The sequence below is a fragment of the Flagellimonas sp. HMM57 genome, assembly GCF_021390175.1.
Lineage (GTDB): Bacteria > Bacteroidota > Bacteroidia > Flavobacteriales > Flavobacteriaceae > Flagellimonas.
This window is the reverse complement of the sequence record NZ_CP090004.1, coordinates 2,873,375-2,896,747: the sequence shown is the minus strand read 5'-3', so window position 1 is coordinate 2,896,747 and position 23,373 is coordinate 2,873,375. Positions and strand designations below refer to the sequence as shown.

Genomic DNA, 23,373 nt, shown 5'->3' with positions numbered 1-23,373 from the left:
TATAACATTTACTTTGTGGGTAAACCTATATATTTGCCGTGCTATCAAACTATCTTCAAAATCTAAATCGATTTTTTCCCTTTTATGAAGGAACTAAAACACCTGAACAAATACTTTAAAAAGTACTGGTTAAAACTATTGTTGGGTATTCTTATTACCATAGTGGCCCGTGTTTTTTCCCTTATAATGCCTTCCTATGTGAACAAATCCATTCAGGCGGTCGAAGATTTTGTATCAAACACTATTCCTGTATCAGAAGCCAAAGGACTCCTATTCGAGTATATTTTGATTATTGTAGGCGCCGCCCTTCTCTCCGGTCTCTTTACTTTTTTGATGCGGCAGACCATTATAAATGTTTCCCGCTATATTGAATACGATTTAAAAAATGAGGTTTTTGATCATTATCAATTCTTAAACCTTAACTTCTATAAAAAGAATCGTATTGGGGATTTAATGAACCGAATCAGTGAGGATGTCAATCAAGTTCGCATGTACGGTGGACCGGCCATTATGTATGGGATACAGACCATTACACTTTTTGTATGCTTAATTCCATTGATGTTCATAAAAGCACCGACTCTCGCAACTTATACCTTGCTCCCATTGCCATTTTTATCGGTTCTCATATACCAAATCAGTAAAATCATTCACAAGAGAAGTACTAAAGTCCAAGAATACCTATCTACACTTTCTACGTTTACGCAAGAGTCTTTCTCTGGGGTCGCGGTCATAAAAGCATATGGGTTAGAGCCAAAAATCAATGCAGAGCTTGGTGATTTGGCTTTGGAAGGAAAAAATACCAGTATGGATCTGGCTAAAGTTAATGCATGGTTTTTTCCATTGATGATCTTACTTATTGGAATCAGTAATATTTTTGTGATTTATATAGGCGGAAAGCAATATATCAATGGTGAAATTGCAACTATTGGTATTATAGCCGAGTTTATACTATATGTAAACATGCTTACTTGGCCTGTTGCCATCGTGGGGTGGCTTACCTCAATTATACAAAGAGCAGAAGCTTCACAAAAAAGAATCAACCAGTTTTTAAAGATAAAGCCAACCATAAAAAATGAGGTTCAGAAAGCTACTCCAATTAAGGGAAGCATAGAATTTAAAAACGTGACCTTCACTTATGAAGACACAGACATCACCGCTCTAGAAAATATCTCTTTTCAAGTAAAAGCTGGTGAAACCGTTGCGTTTTTAGGAAAGACCGGTTCAGGAAAATCTACTATTTTGGATTTGGTAGCCCGATTGCACGATGTATCCTCAGGCGAAATATTGATTGATGACACTCCAATTCAACAATTAAATTTAAATAGTCTGCGAAGTGCTATCGGAGCTGTACCACAAGATGCCTTTCTTTTCTCAGACACCATTGCCAACAATATCCGTTTTGGTAATGAAGAAGCTTCTTTTGACGAGATAGTTAAGGTTGCAAAAAAAGCTGTAGTACACGAAAATATAGAAGGTTTCGCCAAAAAATACGACACCATTCTAGGTGAAAGGGGCATCACCCTAAGTGGAGGGCAAAAACAGCGTGTTTCCATAGCCCGAGCGTTGTTGAAAGACCCAAGAATATATCTTTTTGATGATTGTCTCTCGGCAGTGGATACCGAAACTGAAGAGGAAATACTTAATAACTTAAAACAGCTTTCACAAGAAAAAACCACCTTATTGGTTAGCCATAGAGTATCTTCTGCTAAAAATGCCGACAAGATCATTGTACTTGAAAATGGTAAAATATTACAAGAAGGGACACATGAGCAATTGAATAGCGTAGAAGGATACTATAAAGAATTGTATCTTAATCAACTCTCTGAGAAAGAATAATAAAAAAGTTGCTGATTTAGCTTTTTTTTTACATTTTTGGTAGAATTATTCATCATTGCACTAAATTATACTAGACCATATGGGAGATAAAGATATTATGGACCAAGAGGAAATTTACTCCAAAGTCTTAAGGGCCGGGAGAAGAACTTACTTTTTTGATGTAAGAAGTACTAAAGCCGGTGACTATTATCTAACCATCACAGAAAGCAAAAAATTCACCCATGATGATGGTTCTTTTCATTACAAAAAACACAAAATCTACTTGTACAAGGAAGATTTTACAGCTTTCAAGGATATCATGGAAGAGATGATGGATTACATCATAGATGAAAAGGGACAAGAAGTAATCTCAGAACGCCATCAAAAAGACTTTAAGAAGGAAGAAGAGACTAGCTCGAACGAAAGTGAAACCAAGAGCAGTTTTACCGATGTCGATTTTGATGATATCTAAACTGAACCTTTAAAAAAACCTTAAAACGACCTGTATTACGCAGGTCGTTTTTTATTTTTAGCACTAACTAACTTAAACACAATTTCATGAGGTTGACCAGCATCCTGCTTTTTGCACTCTTTAGCTTTACCCTTACCGCACAAAATGTAACATTGGAGTATTATTTACCCGATAATGTGACTTATGACCAAAATATTCCAAAACCATCAGAAATCATTGGGCATGAAGTTGGGGAGTGGCATGTAACGCATGACAAGCTTATGTTCTACATGCAACAATTGGCTTCATCCAGCGATAGGATAACCATCGAAAATCGCGGAGAAACATTTGAGGGCAGACCTATACTTTTACTTACGATTACCACACCTGAAAATCATCAGAATATTGAAAATATACAGCAACAACATATTGGGCTGTCCGAGGGAAATACTGGTCTGAATACATCTGAAATGCCCATCATAGTGTATCAAGGATTTTCCATTCACGGAAATGAACCAAGTGGGTCTAACGCTTCTTTGGCCTATGCTTATTATTTGGCTGCGGCACAGGGTCCAGAAATTGAAGCTATGTTGGACAATATGGTCGTTCTATTGGACCCCTGTTTTAATCCTGATGGGCTCCAGCGCTTCGCATATTGGGCCAATGTAAATAAGAGCAAGAACCTGAATCCCGATAACAATGAAAGAGAGTATCATGAAGTATGGCCAGGGGGAAGAACAAATCATTACTGGTTCGACATGAACCGTGATTGGCTACCCGTTCAATTGCCCGAAAGTAGGGCACGTATTGAAACCTTCCATAAATGGTTGCCCAATATTCTTACCGACCATCACGAAATGGGAACAAACTCAACATTTTTCTTTCAACCAGGAGAACCTAGCAGGGTAAATCCGTTGACGCCAAAAATCAATCAAGAGCTCACAAAGGAAATTGGAACCTATCATGCCAAGGCATTGGATAAAATAGGCTCGTTGTATTATTCAGAGGAAAACTATGACGATTATTATTACGGAAAAGGCTCTACTTTTCCAGATGTAAATGGTAGTATAGGTATTCTTTTTGAACAAGGAAGCTCAAGAGGGCATATTCAAGAAAGTGAAAACGGTATCTTAACGTTTCCGTTCACTATTCGGAATCAATTCACAACTGCCATGTCAACCATAGAGGCCGCCAAAAATATGCGTACCAAAATACTGGACTATCAACAAAAGTTTTATGGCGATATGCGCAATGAAGCGACCAAGAGCAAAACAAAAGCAATTGTCTTTGGTGATAGTAAGGATGCCTACAAAACATGGCATTTAGCCGAAATATTGAACAGGCACAAGATAAAATTTCACGAGTTGGCCTCTGACACCAAAATTGGAGGGAAAATGTATAAAAAAGGATATAGCTATGTGGTTCCCATGAATCAAAAAAATCCGAGACTTATCAATGCTATGTTCGAGAAAAGAACAACCTTCCAAGACAGTCTTTTTTATGACATATCCGCTTGGACTTTTCCTTTGGCATTCAATTTAGATTATGCAAACCTTACTTCACTTTCCAATGCAGGTGATGAAGTAATAGATTTTAATCCTCCCAGTGGCAGAGTCGATAAGCAAAGTAATTATGCTTACCTATTTGAATGGAATGAATACTATTCCCCAAAAATGCTGAACAAAATTTTAGAAAAAGGGCTAAGGGCAAAAACAGCAAAATCTCCATTTACTTTGGAAGGGAAAGATTATGATTATGGCACTATTATGATACCAGTGCATAATCAGGAAATGAATCCCAAGGAACTGTATGATTTTTTAAATGAAATCGCTAAAGAAAGTGGTATTGAAATCACAGCTGTTTCCACTGGCCTTACGCAAGGAATCGACTTGGGAAGTAATGATTTTGACCCTATCAAAAAACAAAAAGTGGCAATTTTAGTGGGCGATGGTATACGCCCTTACGACGCAGGCGAAATCTGGCATCTTTTCGATACGCGTTACGACATAAAAATCACAAAAATAGATACCCGTTACTTTAATACAGTGGATTTAGCAGAATACTCAGATTTAATCATTCCCAGTGGTTGGAGGAGTAGCATTTTGGATAAAAAAGGAGCGGAAAAAATTAAAAGTTGGGTAAAGAGCGGCGGTACCATCATTGGATATAGAAACACCGCCAATTGGTTTAAAAAACATGAGTTCTTAAAACTACAAATGAAGGAAGATACATTGGTCGCCAAAAATATTCCATTTGATCGTAAACGCGATTTTAGTGGTGCACAAGTCACCGGTGGTGCAATCTTTGAAGCTAAGCTGGACCGCTCCCACCCCATCAACTATGGTTATAAAAATGATAAATTGGCATTGTTCCGAAATACCAATATTTATTTAAAGCCAGAAAAAAACAGCTACGACAATCCAATCCAATATACCAACGACCCATTGTTGAGCGGTTACATTTCCGAAGAGAATGAAGAACTTATCAAAAATAGTGTGCCCTTTAAAGTAAAAAGAATGGGCAAAGGAAGCGTTATTCTATTTACGGACAACACCAATTTTAGGGCATTTTGGTATGGAACCAATAAGTTGTTGATGAACGCTATTTTCTTTGGACAAATGATGTAATCAAACCCTTCTACAATGGCTCGTACACCAAGTAATATGTTGCCCTTGGGCACAAAAGCACCTTCGTTTAACCTACTTGATACGGTAACCGATAAATTTCGTTCCCTTGAAGAATTGAAGGGAGGAAACGGTACGCTCATCATGTTTATTTGTAACCATTGTCCATTTGTCATCCATGTTAGCCCAGAGATTTCCAAAATGGGAAAAGAGTACCAGGACAAGGGCATACATTTTATAGCTATTTCTAGTAACGACGTGGTCAACTATCCCCAAGATGCACCACATTTAATGAAACTGAAAGCAAAAGAAGAAGAGTATTCGTTTCCATACTTATATGATGAATCACAAGAAGTAGCCAAAGCATACGATGCGGCATGCACACCTGATTTTTATCTTTTTAATGCACAGTCGGAACTAGTGTACCGAGGACAGTTGGACGATTCCAGACCGGGGAATGGTATCCCTGTAACGGGTTCGGATTTACGCAACGCCATGGATTCTTTATTAAATAGAAAAGCTATAAGTGCCCATCAAAAACCAAGCATAGGTTGCAACATAAAATGGAAGGATAATCGTTAACAGTCATTTCCATGAAAATAAATCCAAAAGAAGCTATAAAAAAGTTATCGGAACAAAACTCTCCGTTTATCCGTTTGTTTGAGCATGGTACTTTGCAGGTAGAAATCTATAAACCCGAACAATTGGATTTGCAGCAACCACATGCCCAAGATGAAATCTATGTCATAATCTCAGGAACGGGAGAGTTTTTGAATGGTACCGAGCGAACTACCTATGGTCCTGGGGATTTTTTATTCGTTCCCTCAGGAGTTGTGCATCGGTTCGAAAATTTTACGGAAGATTTTTCAACATGGGTATTTTTCTATGGTCCCGAAGGCGGTGAAGGAAATCAACAAAAGGTATGAGAATTGTCTTGGAACCTCTTTCGCCCAAAACTATAGATAACTATATTTCTATTGGCACAAAATCGTATAAAGAACATTATTTACATTTATGGGAAAATGAAAATCCCACTCCATATATCGAAAAAAGTTTCACCAAAGACGTAGTCAAAACTGAATTGGCAAATACGAATATGGTCCACTTTTTAGTGAAAGCTGAACATACAACTATAGGAATTGTTAAGCTTGTGATAGATTGCCCATTAGATGAACTCCCAGCAAACGATTTGGTATTGATTGAAAAAATCTACTTGCTACGAGAATTTTCTGGTAAAGGAAACGGAAAAAAAGCATTGCAATTAATTGAAGCTTATGCAAAAGGGCTCAAGAAAAAGATGATATGGTTGGACACCATGAAAAAAGCAAACGCCATCAACTTTTATATAAAGAATGGTTTTCAGATAAAAAGGGAAAGTGAACTTACACTTAAAGGGGTAAAACCGTCAGAAAAAGCGATGTGGATTTTAACCAAATCTGTCTAAACTACCAGCCTTCTCTTTCGATTAAATTTTTAATATGTGCAAAATGGTGGCTGCCATGCCAAGCATAGCGACCCACATTTTCCAACAAAGTCGTTTCCTCATTCCCCACCGGATGTATAAATTTTCGCTGGAGTTGCTCACTGGAAAGCCCTTTTAGCAGGTAAACCAATTTGGCATGGACAGCTTTAAGATGGTCCAGTGACATTTGAATGGGTGCAGTCTTTGCATCGAATAATTTGGACCACTCTTTCTCAAAATAAGGTTTTATAACGGGTGTATCTTCCGTTAGAGCCCATTTAAATCGTATGTAACTGTGGTGGTGGCTGTCAGAAATATGATGTATCAACTGTCTAACGGTCCATCCTCCTGGCCTATATGGGGTTTCCAATTGTTGAGCCGTAAGTGAAATCACCATATCGTTCAATCGCTGGGGTAAATGCTCCAGTATGGCAATCCATTCTTTTAAATGATTTTCAGTAATCTTCTCAGGAATCTCATATTTACCAATGGGATATCGTAGTTTTTCCAATGTATCATTTTCCATAGGCTAAAAATAACAAACTTTCATGTTTATCGTCCTGGTTACTTTGCTTCTCCCGTTCAAAGCTTAAAACTTTAATACACTTTTAACGAGAACTAAAACATTAAGAAAAACAATCTACTAATTTTGTAGGGTAATTTATTATTCAATTTTAACAAAATATATATGGCTACAATTAGATTAGGCGATACAGCTCCCGATTTTACTGCTGAAACTTCACAGGGAACACTAAATTTTTATGATTATCTAGGTGACGGTTGGGGAATATTATTTTCTCATCCTGCTGATTTTACACCAGTTTGTACTACAGAATTAGGAACAGCAGCCAAGTTCAAGGATGAGTTTGAAAAGCGCAATGTAAAAATGATGGCCTTAAGTGTAGACGGTGCCGAATCGCACGCTGAATGGATTAAAGACATTAATGAAACTCAAGATACCATTGTCAATTTTCCGATTATAGCGGACGAAGACAGAAAGGTGTCCGATTTGTACGATATGATTCACCCTAACGCGGACGATACTCTAACAGTTCGTTCGGTTTTCATCGTAGGCCCCGACAAAAAAGTTAAGCTGATTTTAACTTATCCTGCTTCGACCGGACGTAATTTTTATGAGTTATTGCGCGTAATTGATTCACTACAGTTGACTGCACATCATAAAGTTGCAACACCGGCAAACTGGGAACATGGAGAAAAAGTGGTTGTAAGTCCATCAATACCAACCCAAGAGGCGAAGGAGATTTTTTCCAAAGGAGTTGAAGAAGTCAAGCCTTACCTGCGTTTAACACCGGACCCTACAGCGTAGAAAACTTTTCAAAAAAAAATAAAAAATCCTAGTTTCCAATAAATTAACTGTACATTTGCAGCTCAAATTAATTTTTAGTTTTTATTATGAGTAAAGGAACAGTAAAATTCTTCAATGATTCAAAAGGCTATGGCTTTATTACTGAAGAAGGTTCAAACACAGATCACTTCGTACACGTTTCAGGCTTAATTGACGAAATTAGAGAAGGTGACGCCGTAGAATTCGAACTACAGCAAGGTAAAAAAGGATTGAACGCCGTAAATGTACAAGTTATAGATTAAGGTAACAGCACACTTTTTTATAAGACAAACCCAAGCTAATGCTTGGGTTTTTTATTTACTTTTTGTTTGATCTAAACGCAACCTCTTCACTTTTTTTCATCTAAACATTAAACAAACCGAGCTTTCCCACATTTTAAATAGACAACACTATGGGAACCTTTTTTGCAATTCTATCAGTGTTACTGGTTATTAACCTAGTGCTGCTTTTGCTAAGCTTGACCAGTTCAAAAAAGTAGATTTTGATAATATCTTTATCAAATAGAAGGCTTGAAAAGAGCTATTATACAATATAGTAGGGTTTTTTTCCGTTGGGTTGTTGTAATGATAAGACAGTTATCTACAAAAAAATAGAGATGGGCACTTTTTTTACAGTATTGCTTTTATTACTTGCGCTTAACCTTTGTCTGTTATTGGTAAGTGTTAATAAATCAAAATAAAAGCTCCCAATATTTGAGAGCTTTTCGTTTACCTTGAAGTTAAATTATTTTATTTAACGTTCATCAATTCCACATCGAATATCAAAGTTGCATCTGGAGGGATAACGCCACCAGCACCAGCACTGCCATAAGCTAAATGCGATGGTATTACAAAACGTGCCTTATCGCCAACTTTTAATAGCGCAATACCTTCGTCCCAACCAGAAATTACCTGACCTACACCCAAAGTAAAATCTATAGGTTGGTTTCTACTATAGGAGGAATCAAAAACCTGTCCGTTTGTCAAACTACCTTCATAGTGTACGGAAACTGTTTTACCTTTTTCCGCTTTTGCACCACTTCCTTCTTGAATCATTTTATAACGCAGACCAGATTCCGTTGTATCAAAACCAGCTGCTAATTTTTCCATTTCTGCTTCTGCCTGTGCCTTTTGTTCTGCAATACGTTTCTCCCGTGCTCCTTCAAAAGTTCTAAATGCTTCAATGGCATTCCAACTTTCCGCCTCTTCACCTACTCGAACAATTTCCAGTTTTTCAATCGCATCATCTTGGACAATGGCATCAACAACTTCTTGTCCATGTTCCACAAAACCAAAAACAGTGTGTTTATTGTCCAACCAAGGTGTAGCCACATGTGTTATAAAAAACTGACTTCCATTGGTTCCGGGACCTGCATTGGCCATGGAAAGTACACCTGGTCCTTCATGGGTAAGCTCTGGATGAAACTCATCATCGAACTTGTATCCAGGGTCGCCTGTACCCGTTCCTTGGGGACATCCTCCCTGAATCATAAAATCCTGTATGACACGGTGAAACTTAAGTCCATCATAGTAAGGTTTTCCTTGTGGCTTGCTACCATTTTCCATATCACCTTCTGCCAAAGCAACAAAGTTGCCTACAGTGCCAGGGGTTTTGTCATGGGTCAATTTTACTAAAATCTCCCCTTTTGTAGTATTAAATTTTGCGTAGATTCCGTCTTGCATCTTTTTTCTATTATTTATTACCTGAAATTTTCAAGAATGCAAAGGTAGCGGTTTTATTGGTTGTCCACAGTATCAAAAAAGATATCAATTTGAAACCAAGAAAAATAGAAATTGTTTAAAATCTGTTGTTCTGCAGCTATTTTTAGCCCTTTATCTTTTTAGAAGTAATTGTTCCATACTTGTCAAAAAGATAGACCAAACTTGCCATGGTAGCAGCTCCTAGCTCCAGTTCACGCTTATTTACATGCTCGAATGTATCATTTTCCGCATGGTGATGATCAAAATATCGTTGGGAATCTGGACGCAATCCTGCAAGTACTAAATCTTCCGTTTTTAAAGGACCAATATCTGCTCCACTTCCACCTTTTACGAACATATGTATCAAATAGGGCTCAAATAACTTTTTCCAACCTAGTACTTGATCAAAATTCTCTTCGGTACAATCAAAGGAGAAGCCCCGTGGTGTAAATCCCCCAGCATCACTTTCCAAAGCAAAAACATGGTTCTCATTTTTGCTTTTGGCCACCTCAGCATATTTATTTCCCCCTCGTAAACCATTTTCCTCGTTCATGAATAAGACAACACGTAAGGTTCTTTTGGGTTTGTATCCGTTGGCCTTTATTAATCGTAACACATCCATACTCTGTACTACACCAGCGCCATCATCGTGAGAACCATCGCCTAAATCCCAAGAATCCAGATGTCCGCCAACGATCATTATCTCATTAGGATGTGTAGAACCCTTAATTTCTCCGATTACATTATAAGATTGCACATCATCGAACTGCTTACAATTTTGTTTGAAATAGAACTTGATATCCGGATTCAATGTAAGGGTGGTACTCAACAATTCTGCCCCTTTTGTACTGATTGCCGCTGCTGGAATTCTATCGGAGACAGGAGTATCACCATAACTCATTGAGCCAGTATGTGGATAATCATCCAAACGCAAGTTAACAGAACGTACAATTACCCCAGCAGCACCATACTTGCCCGCTTCGGCTGCTCCGGAATAACGTTGGTCCACACAACCGGAGTATGCAGTAAAGGTACTAATCTGAGTAGGGTCCATGGGGCGGTTGTAAAAAACAATCTTGCCCGCTATTTTATCTTTCCCCAATTTTTCCAAATCCTCTATACCCTGCACCTCAACAATATTGGCCTTTAAACCTCCATCTGGTGTAGCCACCGAACCTCCAAGTGCACAAATAGGCACATTAGTGGTAAGTCCGGGTTTTGTTTCCATATATGCAAATTCTGGAGTTCCCCTAACCCATTTTGGAACCATTACAGGTTGTAGCCATACTCTATCCAATCCAATGGAATCCAATTGTTTTTTTGTGTAATCAATTGCTTGTTGAGCCTGTATAGATCCAGATAGACGTCCACCAATCTGGTTGGAAAGGTGGTTCAGCCAATCATAAGCTTTTCCATTGGTCAGGGCCTTATCATATATTGCCCTGAGTTGTTTTTCATCATCTGACTGTGAAAAAAATGGGGTGCTGACCAAAAAAATGGCCATTAGTACGATTGTTCTCATTAGGATTCTTTTTCCAATTCTTGCTTAAAGCTTTCTAAATTAACTCTTATTTTCTCTTCTAACTCAGGTTCTTTGACATCTTTATACTTTTTTAACTCTTTCAATAAGATAGAAGCAACGATGACCCGCGCTGCTTTTTTATTGTCAGCAGGAATCACATACCATGGAGCATGGGGTTTTGATGTTTTATTAATGGCTTCTTCATAGCAGTTTTGATAGTCATCCCATAACTTTCGCTCTTTAAGGTCACTAGGAGAAAATTTCCAATTCTTTTCTCTTAGCCTTAGTCTACGTAACAAACGTTGCCGTTGTTCTTCTTTGGAAAGATGAAGAAAAAATTTAAAGATTATAGTACCGTTTTCAGTGATATGCTTTTCAAAATCGTTGATTTGCCTATACCGGTTTTCCCAAAACGTTTCATCTATATCGGATACCGATTCAATTCCTGGAATATTTTCTCCTAAAATATACTCGGGATGTACTTTAGTTACCAATACATTTTCATAATGGGTTCTGTTAAAAATACTGAACTTACCCCGTGCGGGCAATGCAATATAATGGCGCCAGAGGTAGTCATGTTTTAGTTCCAATTCAGTAGGCACCTTAAAACTATGTACCACCACACCGCGTACATTGAAGTCTTTAAAGACCTCTCGTACCAAACTGTCCTTACCGGAAGTATCCATTCCCTGAAGGCAAATGAGTACACTATACTTTCCGTGGGCGTAGAGCGTATTCTGGAATTCTCCCAAATCCTTTCTGATATCCTTAAGTTCGTCTTTGAGTTTCTCTTCCCCTGTACCAAAATCTTCTAGAGTGGCATATTTTGAAAGTATTATCTCTTTTTTCACCAAGTATTCTCCTGTATCAACTTTTTTCATGGTAATGAATATACTTTTTTTTAACCAATACTCCATTCACCGCCTCAAAACAACTATTCACCGATCTTAAATGCAACTCATAGTGATAGATTGCTTTTTAAACGATTTTTTTGGATTTCATATGATTCTTGAGCTAATTTAGTAGGAATAATAAGACGCAAAGTCCCAAATCTAGCGTTATGAGAACTAAAAAGATTATTCTTTTCATCATTTTTGTTATAGGCGTTATCAGTCTATTTCTATTATCTTCTTTTAGCATACGAAATGCATGTGAGTATGCCAATTCCAACTTAGAGTATATAAAAAGTCAGACGCAACGAGCTATTGTGGCGAATGATTTTAACAAGTCTAAATATCATGCTTATAAAGCACTCAACGGAATCGAAAAAACCAAATACAATTTTATAGACTGTGGTTGTGAAGGCACTATTGAAAGCCTTGATAAAACTCTTGACCACCTAAAAACCGCTACAAGAGCAACTTCCTTTGAGGAGTCTAAAAAATCGTTGCACAGCGCATTGAAAAGTACTGAAATTGGGATGAATGTCCTTAAGAACTATGATCAAGATTTTTCCAGTGTTTACGGTAATAACATGTTGGTTTTAAATACGAAAGATGCGCTTCGCACTCAAAATGGTGTCATTGAACCAAGGATAAAGCCTTCAAAACAACAAATACACAATTGTTTATTGGGCTTCGAAAATTCTTTGGATAAAATAGTAAAAGAGGTGAATTGCAAAGAGGCCTTTGAATTTATTTCAAAAACAAGTGAGGAAGCACGATTGACTCTTTTGAATACGGAGTTATCCGAGCCTAAAAAACAATACTATCAACGCGTAAAGACCCTTTCTGATGCGGCACTCTCGCGTTTGGGAGATTGCTCCAAATAAGAACCATCTTTGCTACTTACTGGCAAATAGCTTTACATCATCTTCGGAGACTTCCTTGCCTCCAAGTATAATTAATCGTTCCACCACATTACGTAACTCACGTACATTTCCTGTCCAGTCGTATCCTTTTAGAAGTGCAATGGCCTTTTTTGAAAAACTTTTTTGGGCAGTGCCCTGTTCCGAAGCTATTTTTTCTGAAAAGAATTCGATCAGCATAGGAATATCTTCTCGCCTATCGTTCAATGCCGGTACTTTTATTAAAATGACCGCCAAACGATGATACAGGTCTTCCCTAAATTTACCCTCTTCTATTTCTTTCTTTAGATTTTTGTTGGTGGCCGCCAAAACACGAACATCTACTTTTATGTCTTTATCCGTACCAACCCTAGAAATCTTATTTTCTTGCAGCGCCCTAAGCACCTTGGCTTGAGCGGATAGGCTCATATCCCCTATTTCATCCAAAAAAATAGTTCCCTTGTTGGCTGCCTCAAATTTACCGGCCCTGTCCTTTACCGCAGATGTAAATGCACCTTTAACATGACCAAAAAGCTCACTTTCTATCAATTCTGATGGAATAGCTGCACAGTTGACCTCGATAAAAGGCGCAGAAGACCTAGGACTTTTCTCATGTAGCCAGTGGGCAACAAGTTCTTTTCCCGTTCCATTGGGGCCAGTAATCAAAACACGGGCGTCTGTTGGAGCTACCTTCTCGATCATATCTTTTATAACGCCTATTTCCTGGCTCTCACCTACCATTTCGTAGTTCTTGGAAACTTTCTTTTTAAGAATCTTGTTTTCCACGACCAATTCTTTACGATCAAGCGCATTTCTGACCGTAGTCAACAACCGGTTTAAATCTGGGGGTTTGGAAATGTAATCAAATGCTCCAAGGCGCATGGTATTTACGGCAGTATCCAAATCCCCATGGCCCGAAATCATAATAAACGGTATCTCTGGCTTAATCTTTTTGGCAGCTTCAAGCACTTCAACACCATCCATCTTTGGCATTTTAATATCGCAAAGCACCAAATCAAAATCCTCCTTTTTTATGGCTTCAATACCTCTTAAGCCATCTTCGGCCTCTTGTACATTATAGGTATCACTTTCTTCACCCAAAATCTTCACCAAAACTCTCCGTATGGCTGATTCGTCTTCTATTACCAATATTTTTGACATAATGTGCTATTTAAAAAATTCCAATCTTGAACCCAGTTCTAATATAAAGATTTGATTCATCATTCAATAAAAAAACGTCTTGCCTATTGTCGTTTCGTAAATTGCCCCCTTGTTCAAAAGAGCGTCCAACCAAGGCGTAAAGCGACATCCTTTTTGACATATTACATTGATAACCAATCGCTCCCACTAATGCGGAAAGTGTTATTCTTGACCCAACTTGATTATCTGGCAAAAGAATATCGTTTTGCAAATTGATAAAATAACCATCCAATAACAATGTGGTTTCCAACGTATGCTTTTTAGTGATATGGTATTTAAAATTTGTACGGGGTATGCCCAAGGTATACGACCAATTTGGATGAAATCTTTTATAGTAACTTACAATAGGTAACGGAATGGGAAGACCGGCAGTACTGTTATAGGAAAGTCCCAAAACAATTCGAAACGGTTTGTCCGCTTTTGAGTTTTCTTTCCATAATGTTGCCGTTGCGTTCATAAAAAAATCATCTGTCATTGCTCCGTTTATAAAATTGGAAGCCAATCTTGGCGTAAGTATTGTTACCAGATTCCAATTTTCATTCCATTTTGTAATGTAGCCCAAATTAAAGTCCACCACATGAAACCTATTCAACTCACTGCTATCAAAGGGAAAATCCTGAGAGTAACCAATATCCAGTTTGTTGTACTCAACACCAGTGATTAGGTAGTCTTTCTTTTCATTCAGTTTTATAGGAAGGTTAAAGAGAAATCTATAGCGCTGTGTTTTAATCCCTGTATCGTTTTCTGGTATGTTCAGATACTCCAATCTAAAGATATCCGAACTCTGGCCTAAAGCTATTTCACTGTATAATATGCCCAAGAAAATAAAGATTAGCCTTGTTACTGTATGATATGTTGGTGTTTTTATATGTTCTAGGGGTTTTATTGTTTTAAATGAACATCTCGTTGAGGGAATGGGATACTGATTTCGTTTTCTTTGAACTTGGCATTAATATGATAGCGAATATCACTTTTGATTTTTGGGTCGCCAAAACTATCATTAGTAAAAAAATGCAGTGAAAAAAGGAGCGCCGAATCTCCAAAATCATCGAAAAGAACAAATGGTTTTGGATTTTTAAGTACCTGTTTCTGCTCAGCGGCAACTTCTTCCAAAATTTTGGTGACCAAGGAAACATCGCTTCCATAAGCTACCCCAATATTCACTTTTTCACGTGTAGTTCTATGGTTCTGCGTGTAATTGTATACAATATCACTAACAAACTTATGATTGGGAATGATAATGACTTTATCATCACGGGTCAATGCCCTGGTTGTGCGTAACTTTATTTCAAATACTTTGCCAACTTTTCCATCTACCTCAACAATATCCCCAACTTGTAGAGATTTATCTATGATAATGAAAATACCTCCCAAGATATCTTGAAACAGTTCTTGTAACGCCAGCCCCAATCCTACAAACAAAGCTGCAGAGGCAGTAATGACAAGTGTAATGTCGATTCCGGCAGCACTCAGTGTCACCAACACGACCACCAGATAAATCACATAATTGATAAACTTAAAAACACTGGCAAATTTTCGTTTGTCCTCCAGATCCATTTTTCTGGTGAACAAATGCTTTAGCCATTTCATTACAAACTTGGTAAAAACAAAGGCTACAGTGACAAGCAGTAACAGGCCAACGGTCAGGTTGATGGATTTATCGCCTTCGCCAAGATGAAATCCAAAGTCCAGAAATTCTTTAATGGTACCCCAGATATCCTCTTCAATAATTTCTTTTATCTCACTGGTTTCTTCCTGCATTTCAAATTAATATCTCAACCATTTAAATAATTCTTTATAAGTAGGTCTTTTTCCATACATTAAAATACCCACCCGGTAAATTTTAGCCGCCAACGATACTATGCCCAAAAAAGTAGCAATCAGCAAACCAATGGACAACAACAATTGCCACAAAGGTACTCCACCTTCACCAATACCCCCAGGAAGCCGCATCAACATTACTATAGGTGAAGTTAACGGAAATAAGGAAAACCCTACCGCAATAGGCCCATTAGGGTTACTGAATACAGAAAAGAAACCAACATAAATCCCTAACATAAGCGGTAATATAATCGGAAAAATAAACTGCTGGGTATCCGTTTCATTATCCACGGCAGCTCCAATGGCCGCATAAATTGAACTGTAAATCAAATACCCCAAAACAAAGTAAACCAAAAATGAGCTTATCAAAAGCATCCAGGGAATATTTAGGATTTCATTGGCATAAAGCATGGTATCGCTATCTATCGAATTAGAAAATTGAGATACCCCACCAATAGGTCCTGGTGGCAGCGGAGCATTTGAATCCATCGCACCAAAATCAATTCCGAAGAAAAGCGCAATCAAAAACAGCAAAAGAGATGCAGATAGTATCCATATGGTGAATTGGGTTATTCCCGCCAAAGAAGTTCCTATAATTTTCCCCAGCATAAGTTGGAACGGTTTTACCGAAGAAATGATAACCTCTATAATTCTACTGGTTTTTTCCTCGATGACACTACGCATAACAAAACCGCCATAAATGATAATGAACATCATAATGGCATAACCAAATCCACCCCCAATAAAAGCCTTGATCTCGTTAATACCTTTTATACTTTTCTCTCCACTGAATGCAGCTAAATTTATTTCAAACTGCGCTTCGATATCAGAGAACTGTTCTGGGGAAACTCCCAACTTTCTTAATCTTTTTTGAAGTAATTGCTTTTGAAAAATAGCCTCTATACGTTGGGTCACATTTGTATTGGGGTTATCCTTGGTAAATAGATAGGAAGACTCGGCAACACTTTCTAAATCAGCACCTGTTGGAAGATAGAGCAGACCATAATAGCCCAACGAAACTGTTGAATCTTTAGCTTCTTGTAGTGTAAGGTCCTGAAAAAGAACGTAGGACATGCTAGATGTAGGTTCAAATTCTTTTGAAAGAAATTCACTTTCATTAAGAACCGAAATAATCCGCTTTTCACTATCGTTAATTTCAGTTAGGTAAGCTATCAAAACAATCATTCCCACTATGAGAATAGGACTGAGAAACGTCATGATAATAAATGACTTGTTTCGGACCTTTGCCAGATATTCCCGTTTTATAATCAATCCCAGCTTACCCATTATCCTCCTTGTTGTTTACGGTCTGAATAAATATATCGTTTGCCGAAGGAACGGTCTCCTCAAATCGATTGACATTTGCCCGTTTGGCTATTTCTGAAAGTACTCCTGACGTATTATTGGAAGGTAACTGCAATGTAAAATCCAGTTGCTTTTCCCGAATATTGAAATTTGAGGACAGGATATGGAATTTTTCTTTCAATTGTTCTATCAAGGCATCCCCATCTCTTTCTATTTCCAAACCAACCTTGAAAATATTGTTTTTATATTCCTTTTTTATTTCTGATAGTTTACCGTCCAATATTTTTTCAGACTTATGAATCAATGCAATATATTCACATAATTCTTCTACAGATTCCATACGATGGGTAGAAAAGATGATAGAAGTACCCTTGTCCCTCAACTGTAAAATTTCATCTTTGATAATATTTGCGTTGATAGGATCAAACCCACTAAAAGGCTCATCAAAAATCAATAGTTTAGGTTCATGGAGCACAGTAACTATGAATTGGATTTTTTGGGCCATTCCTTTGGAGAGTTCCTGAATTTTTTTGTTCCACCAGTCTCCTATGTTCAATCGCTCGAACCAAAACTTCAACCTTTTTTTTGCGTCTTGTTTGGACAATCCTTTTAGTTGTGCAAGGTACAGTGCCTGTTCCCCTACCTTCATGCTTTTGTACAACCCCCTTTCTTCTGGCAAATATCCTATATGGGCAATATGTTCGGGTGCTAGTGGTTTACCGTTGAACAAAACCTCTCCCTTATCTTGATACGTTATCTGATTTATAATTCTGATGAACGTAGTTTTCCCTGCCCCATTGGGTCCTAAAAGGCCATAAATACAGTTTTTGGGTATTTCTAAAGATATGTTGCTCAATGCGGTATAGTCTCCATAAGACTTGGAAACATTTTTGGCAACAAGGATGTTATCCATGTAAACAATTTTTTCAAAGATATGTATTTGGACAAAAAGACAGGGTGGTTTAAAAAACAAAACCCACCCTTAAAAAATTCAAGGATGGGAAAAAAATTGCTATGAAAAAGAAAATTTGATATTGGTTTCCCAACATCAGTTTCAAATATACGTTTTTTATTTAAACAGAAACCTAATATTCGTTAGGAGAACATATCTTTAACTTTTTCAAAAAACGACTTATCCGATTTTTCGGGTTTTGGCACAAAATTTTCGTCATTTTGCATGCGTTCAAAAAACTCTTTTTGTTCTCTGTTCAACTCTTTTGGGGTCCAAACATTAACGTGAACCAACAAATCACCACTACCATATCCGTTTATACTGGAAATTCCTTTTCCTCGTAATCGTAAAATTTTTCCTGATTGAATTCCAGGCTCCAACTTTATACGAACTTTTCCAGTTACGGCATCTATTTCTTTGGAACTCCCCAAGACAGCTTCGGAAAAACTAATGTAAAGGTCGTAGTGCAAATTATCCCCTTCTCTCTTTAATGTAGCGTGCTCAATAGTTTCAATAGCGACCAGTAAATCACCCGGTATACCATCGCCGGGCGCACCATTACCTTTACCAGTGACCTTCAACTGCATCCCTTCTTCCACTCCTGGTGGGATTTTAATGGAAACAGTCTCTTCTTCTACTTTTAGTCCTTGGGCATCGGCACCACTTGGTCTTTTATCAATGGTCTGACCAGCTCCTCCACAAGTATTACAAGTAGTTGCCGTCTGCATTCTTCCTAAGATGGTATTGGTTATCTTGGTCACCTGTCCACTCCCATTGCACGTAGGACATGTTTTGTAGGTTACGCCAGCCGCTTGAATTTTCCTCCTGACCTTTACCTTCTTCTCTACACCGTTCGCGACTTCTTCAAGAGTCAATTTCACCCGTATGCGCAGATTACTTCCTTTGACCCTTCGTTGTCCACCTCCGCCAAAGCCACCAAAGCCACTAAATCCACCTCCAAAAGCACTTCCGAAAATATCTCCAAATTGACTGAAAATATCGTCCATGTTCATACCGCCTCCGCCAAATCCTGCGCCACCCTCAAAAGCGGCATGGCCAAATTGATCGTACTTGGCACGTTTGTCGGGGTCGCTCAACACTTCGTAAGCTTCCGCAGCTTTTTTGAACATTTCCTCGGCCTTTGCATCACCAGGGTTTTTATCAGGATGAAATTCTATGGCTTTTTTCCTGTATGCCTTTTTAATTTCAGCAGCCGATGCGCCCTTGGAAATACCCAATATTTCGTAAAAGTCCTCCTTCATATATTCTTAGTTACCGACCACCACTTTTGGGTGTCTTATGATACGGTCTCCCAGTTTAAATCCTTTTTCGACCACATCTATTATTTTACCTTTCATTTTTTTGCTAGGAGCCGGAATTTGGGTAATTGCATCATGTACTTCTGCATCAAAAACATCTCCTGCACCAACCTCAACCTGCTCCAATCCTTTCCCTTTGAGCGTTTCCTTAAATTTATTGCTGATGAGTTCCACTCCTTTGAACATTTCTTTATCCTCAGATTTTGAAATCTCTTTGAGCGCTCTGTCAAAATCATCCATAACAGGTAAAAGTGATACGATTACTTCTTGGCCTGCAGTTTTAAAAAGTTCAACGCGTTCTTTTGAAGTGCGTCTTTTAAAGTTTTCAAATTCAGCAAAAAGTCTGAGAAATTTATCTTTTTCCTTTGCCAAATCCTCACGTAATCGTTCTTCTTCGGAAACTTCCCCTACCTCTCCATTTTCGTTTTCAGCATCTGCATTTGCATCGTCCAGTTCAGGAGTCTCCAGCGTTTGGGAATCGTTAAGCTCGCTGTCTATTTCCTCAACTTTACTTTTCTTGCTCATATACTTTAATTTTATTTTCAATTTCTGAAGTGGCAAAAGTACTGCCAATTGTCCAAAAATGTCAAAATGTCACAAGAAATCACAAAAAAATCCGCCTTATAGGCGGATTGAATTTTATGAATAAGGAAACTATTATTAAGCAACCTCTTTATTTAAACTTGCAGTTTTGGTTTTACAGACTTCAACATTTTGCTTGCTCGTATATAAATCTTCGATAGCACAGCATATATTGGAAAACTCAAAATTGTATCCTTTCTTTTCAATACGCTTGCTACTTACCCTGTGGCTTGCAAATAGTAGGTACGACATCTCTCCTAAAATCAGTTCCATTATTGGTTTTGGAACATTGGGCAAAACCAATGGCTTCTTAAGAATTTTTGCCAATTCCTTGGTCATTTTGCTATTGGTCACAGGATTGGGGGCAACTGCATTAAAAATGCCTTTCAACCTCTTCTCCAGAACATAAACAAATATATTGGCCAAATCGTTGATATGAATCCAAGATTGCCATTGTTTACCATTTCCAAAAGCAGCTCCCACATAATTTTTAACAGGTGAGGCCATTTTTGGCAAAGCTCCTCCTTCGGTAGATAAAACAATTCCTATTCTTATTTTGGCTACATTAAAATCGAAAACTTTTAACGTGTCTATTTTTTTCTCCCACTCTTCTACCACCTCACCTAAAAAACTATCATCCACCGCAGTTTCCGTCTCATCATAATATGTGTAAAGAGAAGAAGGGTAAATACCAATAGCCGATGCCGAAACAAATGATTTGATTTGGGATGCATCTACTTTTTTAAGCCCTTCGTGTAATGTTTGAATACTATCTATTCTGCTTGAAAGCACCTTTTTCTTGTAAGCAGTCGTCCATTTATTGGCAATGCTTGCACCTGCAAGATTAATGATTGCCGAAACTTCCTCAAAACAAGCTATATCGATTTCACCATCTGTAGGATTCCAATAGAAACCATTATAGTTTTCTGTTGAAACTATTTTATCCTTACTGGTGGTCAGGTAATTAACGGCGATACCTTTAGTATGCAAAACCTTTGTAATGGCTTTACCCACTAAACCCGTAGCACCCGTAATTAACACTTTCATAAAATCGTTTTAAAACAAATGTAATAGTTTAACCTGCTGTTTTTGAGCTATTAATTAAGGTTTAACATAAATGTTTAAACTTTAATTGTTTTTAAGACAACCCGAATACATTACTTAACAGAATATTATGAAAATATTTAAATCTTTGTTGCCCTTAACATTTCACGTTTGCCCGGCGGTCCGGGCAGTCGCTCAACGGAGAAACCAACCGCCTCCAAGGCCCTACGAACACTACCTTTGGCAGAATATGTTACCAAAACACCATCTTTTTTCAATGCGCTGTACATTTTCAGAAACAATTCTTCTGTCCACAAATCGGGTTGGACTCTTGCTCCAAAAGCATCATAATAAACGAGATTGAACAAATTAGCGTCGTTTATGGATTTAAAATCCTTCAGCTGCTTAAGCAATTCAAAGTTCTGGGCAATTTTTGTTTTAGTTTCCCATGATGAGCTATGCATCTTTTCAAAAAGCTCCTGATGTTCATGGGCATTTAAGTTCTCTATATAGTTTAACGCCGCTATTTCTTCAGATTTTACCGGAAATGCCTCCACACCTATATATTCCACAGATAGCTTTAAACGCACACTTTCCAAGTAAGTTATAAATGCATTAAGACCTGTACCAAATCCTACTTCTAAAATACTGATACATCTATCTTGAAATAGGCGTAGACCGTTCTGAATGAAAACGTGATAGGCCTCTTGGACTGCACCATGCTTTGAATGGTATTGCTCGTCCCAATCTTCAATTTGGATGGTTTTTGAACCGTCGGCAGTAGTTATGATTTTGCGCTTCAAACTATTTTTCTATCTGTACTCCAGAAGCTTCAAACCTTAAGGTTCTTTTAGGTTTGGTTATTTTGGCAACTTCTTCCTTGGATTTTCCCGCATCTTCTGCATAATGCCTTTGTTCATCTACCGAAACTTCTTCGACAAATGCAACTCCGTTCATAACGACCTTTCCATTTTCCGAATCCGTGGGAACAAAAAAGCCATAATCCTTGAACTTTACAAAAACCTGTTCTTTGTTGCCGGTATCCACTTTCATCCAACATCCTTTGGATTTACATACTTCAACGATAGTTCCTGATATTTGGGTCGCGATAGTGTCTTTTACGCCTATTTTTTCAAAAACTCCATTTTTATGGTCAGAAGTAGTATTTGCATTAAATGATGCTCCATAAGCTTCAAAATCTGTATTTTGGGCATGAGCAACCATCTGAAACAGTAAGAATATGGCAGTTAAAATGTTAAATACTTTCATAATCAAAAAAAATAAATAATGTGTAAAGGAATAACTGAATTTTAAATTAATAAAGCACTGAAAAATAGGGATAATTAGCTAATTTTATCTGTTAATATTTTTTTCGATATGGAAACAACGACTAAAGCTATCAGGGTAGAAAAATCTAAAACTTCTAAAATCAATGATGTTGATTTTGACAATCTTTCGTTTGGAAGTGTTTACACAGATCACATGCTGGTCTGCGATTTTGTCAACGGTTCATGGCAAACTCCAAAGGTTGTCCCCTATCAGCCTATAACTTTGGAACCTTCGGCAAAAATATTCCATTATGGACAATCTATTTTTGAGGGAATGAAAGCGTACAAAGATGAAGCAGGAGATACTTGGCTTTTCAGACCTTTGGAAAACCATAAGCGCTTAAATAAATCTGCCAAAAGGCTAGCAATCCCAGAACTTCCTGAATCTTATTTTATTGATGGCCTGACCACCTTGCTTCAAATAGAATCAGATTGGATTCCGCAAGCATCTGGTAGTTCATTATATATTCGTCCTTTTATATTGGCTTCTGGCACTGGGTTTCATGCTTCGCCGGCAGATGAGTATAAATTTATCATAGCTTGTGCGCCATCCGGTTCTTACTTCTCTGGTAAGGTCAAAGTTTTGATCGAAGAGAAATATTCCCGTTCAGCTAACGGCGGGGTGGGCTATGCAAAAGCCGGAGGAAACTATGCCGGTCAGTTTTACCCAACGCAGCTTGCCATTGAAAAAGGATACAACCAAGTTATCTGGACAGACGACAATAATCATGAATTCATAGAGGAGGCGGGTGCTATGAATATCTTTATTCGTATCAACGATACCTTAATAACAGGACCCACCAGTGATCGTATTTTAGATGGTATTACCCGTAAAAGCATTTTAGACATTGCCAAAGACGAAGGTATTGCGACCGAAGTGAGAAAGATTACCGTAAATGAAGTTGTAGATGCGGCAAAAGATGGAACACTTAAAGAAATGTTTGGTGCAGGAACAGCTGCGGTAATTTCTCCAATTTCTTCTTTTGGACATAAAGAAACAGATTATGATTTACCTGAGTTATCGGAAAGTTATGCGGCACTTCTAAAAAAACGAATTACCGATATTCAATACAACCGCGCTGAAGATAAATTTGGATGGCGCTTTAAAGTATAACAA

Annotated in this window: 24 protein-coding genes; 10 read left to right on the top strand and 14 right to left on the bottom strand. The window is 37.8% G+C overall.

All coding sequences use genetic code 11. The features are described 5' to 3' along the window. Positions 1-84: 84 nt before the first annotated feature. The 6 genes from LV716_RS12830 (at position 85) to LV716_RS12805 (ending at position 6,334) form a co-directional block, all read left to right on the top strand. Positions 85-1,836: an ABC transporter ATP-binding protein gene (locus LV716_RS12830; RefSeq protein WP_163418192.1), complete on the top strand. Its 1,752-nt coding sequence runs from the start codon at positions 85-87 to the stop codon at positions 1,834-1,836. Positions 1,837-1,915: 79 nt separating this feature from the next. Next, a complete protein-coding gene (locus LV716_RS12825; protein WP_163418191.1) occupies positions 1,916-2,287 on the top strand; it encodes a PUR family DNA/RNA-binding protein in 372 nt (123 codons plus the stop codon). 86 nt (positions 2,288-2,373) lie between these two features. Next, entirely contained in the window at positions 2,374-4,893 is a 2,520-nt protein-coding gene (locus LV716_RS12820; RefSeq protein WP_163418190.1) for a M14 family zinc carboxypeptidase, read from the top strand. Positions 4,894-4,908: 15 nt separating this feature from the next. Continuing rightward, positions 4,909-5,472 (top strand): thioredoxin family protein, encoded by a 564-nt coding sequence (locus LV716_RS12815; RefSeq protein WP_163418189.1) that lies wholly within the window; start codon positions 4,909-4,911, stop codon positions 5,470-5,472. 11 nt (positions 5,473-5,483) lie between these two features. Continuing rightward, a complete protein-coding gene (locus LV716_RS12810) occupies positions 5,484-5,816 on the top strand; it encodes a cupin domain-containing protein (RefSeq protein ID WP_163418188.1) in 333 nt (110 codons plus the stop codon). Then, a complete protein-coding gene (locus LV716_RS12805; protein ID WP_163418187.1) occupies positions 5,813-6,334 on the top strand; it encodes an N-acetyltransferase in 522 nt (173 codons plus the stop codon). Before LV716_RS12810 ends, LV716_RS12805 begins: the two co-directional genes overlap by 4 nt. 1 nt (position 6,335) lies before the next feature. Here LV716_RS12805 and LV716_RS12800 read toward each other — a convergent pair whose 3' ends face one another. After that, entirely contained in the window at positions 6,336-6,878 is a 543-nt protein-coding gene (locus LV716_RS12800; RefSeq protein ID WP_163418186.1) for a YfiT family bacillithiol transferase, read from the bottom strand. 162 nt (positions 6,879-7,040) lie between these two features. Here LV716_RS12800 and LV716_RS12795 point away from each other — a divergent pair, with 162 nt between their 5' ends. Together LV716_RS12795 and LV716_RS12790 are read left to right on the top strand one after the other, a co-directional pair. Further along, on the top strand, positions 7,041-7,679 hold the full coding sequence (locus tag LV716_RS12795; protein ID WP_163418185.1) for a peroxiredoxin: 639 nt from the start codon (positions 7,041-7,043) through the stop codon (positions 7,677-7,679). Positions 7,680-7,765: 86 nt separating this feature from the next. Continuing rightward, positions 7,766-7,960 (top strand): cold-shock protein, encoded by a 195-nt coding sequence (locus LV716_RS12790; protein ID WP_055397609.1) that lies wholly within the window; start codon positions 7,766-7,768, stop codon positions 7,958-7,960. Positions 7,961-8,446: 486 nt separating this feature from the next. Here the strand turns inward: LV716_RS12790 and LV716_RS12785 are convergent, their stop codons facing one another. The 3 genes from LV716_RS12785 to LV716_RS12775 form a co-directional block, all read right to left on the bottom strand. Further along, positions 8,447-9,379 carry a peptidylprolyl isomerase gene (locus LV716_RS12785; protein WP_163418184.1) on the bottom strand — a complete coding sequence of 311 codons (933 nt, stop codon included), beginning with the start codon at positions 9,377-9,379 and terminating at the stop codon, positions 8,447-8,449. Between the two features lie 142 nt (positions 9,380-9,521). Then, positions 9,522-10,919, bottom strand: coding sequence for a M20/M25/M40 family metallo-hydrolase (locus tag LV716_RS12780; protein ID WP_163418183.1), 1,398 nt, complete (start codon positions 10,917-10,919; stop codon positions 9,522-9,524). Further along, entirely contained in the window at positions 10,919-11,800 is an 882-nt protein-coding gene (locus tag LV716_RS12775; protein WP_163418182.1) for a PPK2 family polyphosphate kinase, read from the bottom strand. The genes LV716_RS12780 and LV716_RS12775 overlap by 1 nt, the downstream gene beginning before the upstream one ends. A 179-nt stretch (positions 11,801-11,979) precedes the next feature. On the opposite strand from LV716_RS12775, the gene LV716_RS12770 reads away from it, so the two are divergent. Beyond that, positions 11,980-12,690: a hypothetical protein gene (locus LV716_RS12770; protein WP_163418181.1), complete on the top strand. Its 711-nt coding sequence runs from the start codon at positions 11,980-11,982 to the stop codon at positions 12,688-12,690. 12 nt (positions 12,691-12,702) lie between these two features. Here the strand turns inward: LV716_RS12770 and LV716_RS12765 are convergent, their stop codons facing one another. The 10 genes from LV716_RS12765 to LV716_RS12720 form a co-directional block, all read right to left on the bottom strand. Then, complete coding sequence (locus LV716_RS12765; protein WP_163418180.1) at positions 12,703-13,866, bottom strand: sigma-54 dependent transcriptional regulator; 1,164 nt, start codon at positions 13,864-13,866, stop codon at positions 12,703-12,705. A gap of 10 nt (positions 13,867-13,876) precedes the next feature. Next, positions 13,877-14,725 carry a DUF6268 family outer membrane beta-barrel protein gene (locus LV716_RS12760; RefSeq protein WP_233759131.1) on the bottom strand — a complete coding sequence of 283 codons (849 nt, stop codon included), beginning with the start codon at positions 14,723-14,725 and terminating at the stop codon, positions 13,877-13,879. A gap of 62 nt (positions 14,726-14,787) precedes the next feature. Beyond that, positions 14,788-15,666 (bottom strand): mechanosensitive ion channel family protein, encoded by an 879-nt coding sequence (locus LV716_RS12755; protein ID WP_163418179.1) that lies wholly within the window; start codon positions 15,664-15,666, stop codon positions 14,788-14,790. Positions 15,667-15,672: 6 nt separating this feature from the next. Beyond that, on the bottom strand, positions 15,673-17,013 hold the full coding sequence (locus tag LV716_RS12750) for an ABC transporter permease (protein WP_163418178.1): 1,341 nt from the start codon (positions 17,011-17,013) through the stop codon (positions 15,673-15,675). Beyond that, complete coding sequence (locus LV716_RS12745) at positions 17,006-17,944, bottom strand: ABC transporter ATP-binding protein (protein WP_163418177.1); 939 nt, start codon at positions 17,942-17,944, stop codon at positions 17,006-17,008. Before LV716_RS12745 ends, LV716_RS12750 begins: the two co-directional genes overlap by 8 nt. Before the next feature lie 182 nt (positions 17,945-18,126). Next, positions 18,127-19,245, bottom strand: a complete 1,119-nt coding sequence (gene dnaJ, locus LV716_RS12740) for a molecular chaperone DnaJ (RefSeq protein WP_163418176.1) — start codon at positions 19,243-19,245, stop codon at positions 18,127-18,129. Between the two features lie 6 nt (positions 19,246-19,251). Next, positions 19,252-19,827, bottom strand: coding sequence for a nucleotide exchange factor GrpE (locus LV716_RS12735; RefSeq protein WP_163418175.1), 576 nt, complete (start codon positions 19,825-19,827; stop codon positions 19,252-19,254). Between the two features lie 135 nt (positions 19,828-19,962). After that, positions 19,963-20,931: a TIGR01777 family oxidoreductase gene (locus tag LV716_RS12730; protein WP_163418174.1), complete on the bottom strand. Its 969-nt coding sequence runs from the start codon at positions 20,929-20,931 to the stop codon at positions 19,963-19,965. Between the two features lie 137 nt (positions 20,932-21,068). Beyond that, positions 21,069-21,731 (bottom strand): tRNA (5-methylaminomethyl-2-thiouridine)(34)-methyltransferase MnmD, encoded by a 663-nt coding sequence (mnmD, locus tag LV716_RS12725; protein WP_163418173.1) that lies wholly within the window; start codon positions 21,729-21,731, stop codon positions 21,069-21,071. 1 nt (position 21,732) lies between these two features. Next, positions 21,733-22,197, bottom strand: coding sequence for a DUF4920 domain-containing protein (locus LV716_RS12720; RefSeq protein WP_163418172.1), 465 nt, complete (start codon positions 22,195-22,197; stop codon positions 21,733-21,735). A 108-nt stretch (positions 22,198-22,305) separates the two neighbouring features. Between LV716_RS12720 and LV716_RS12715 the strand changes: the two genes are divergently transcribed. Next, the gene (locus LV716_RS12715) at positions 22,306-23,370 is read left to right on the top strand and encodes a branched-chain amino acid aminotransferase (protein ID WP_163418171.1); all 1,065 of its coding nucleotides are present in this window, start codon (positions 22,306-22,308) and stop codon (positions 23,368-23,370) included. Positions 23,371-23,373: the final 3 nt, after the last annotated feature.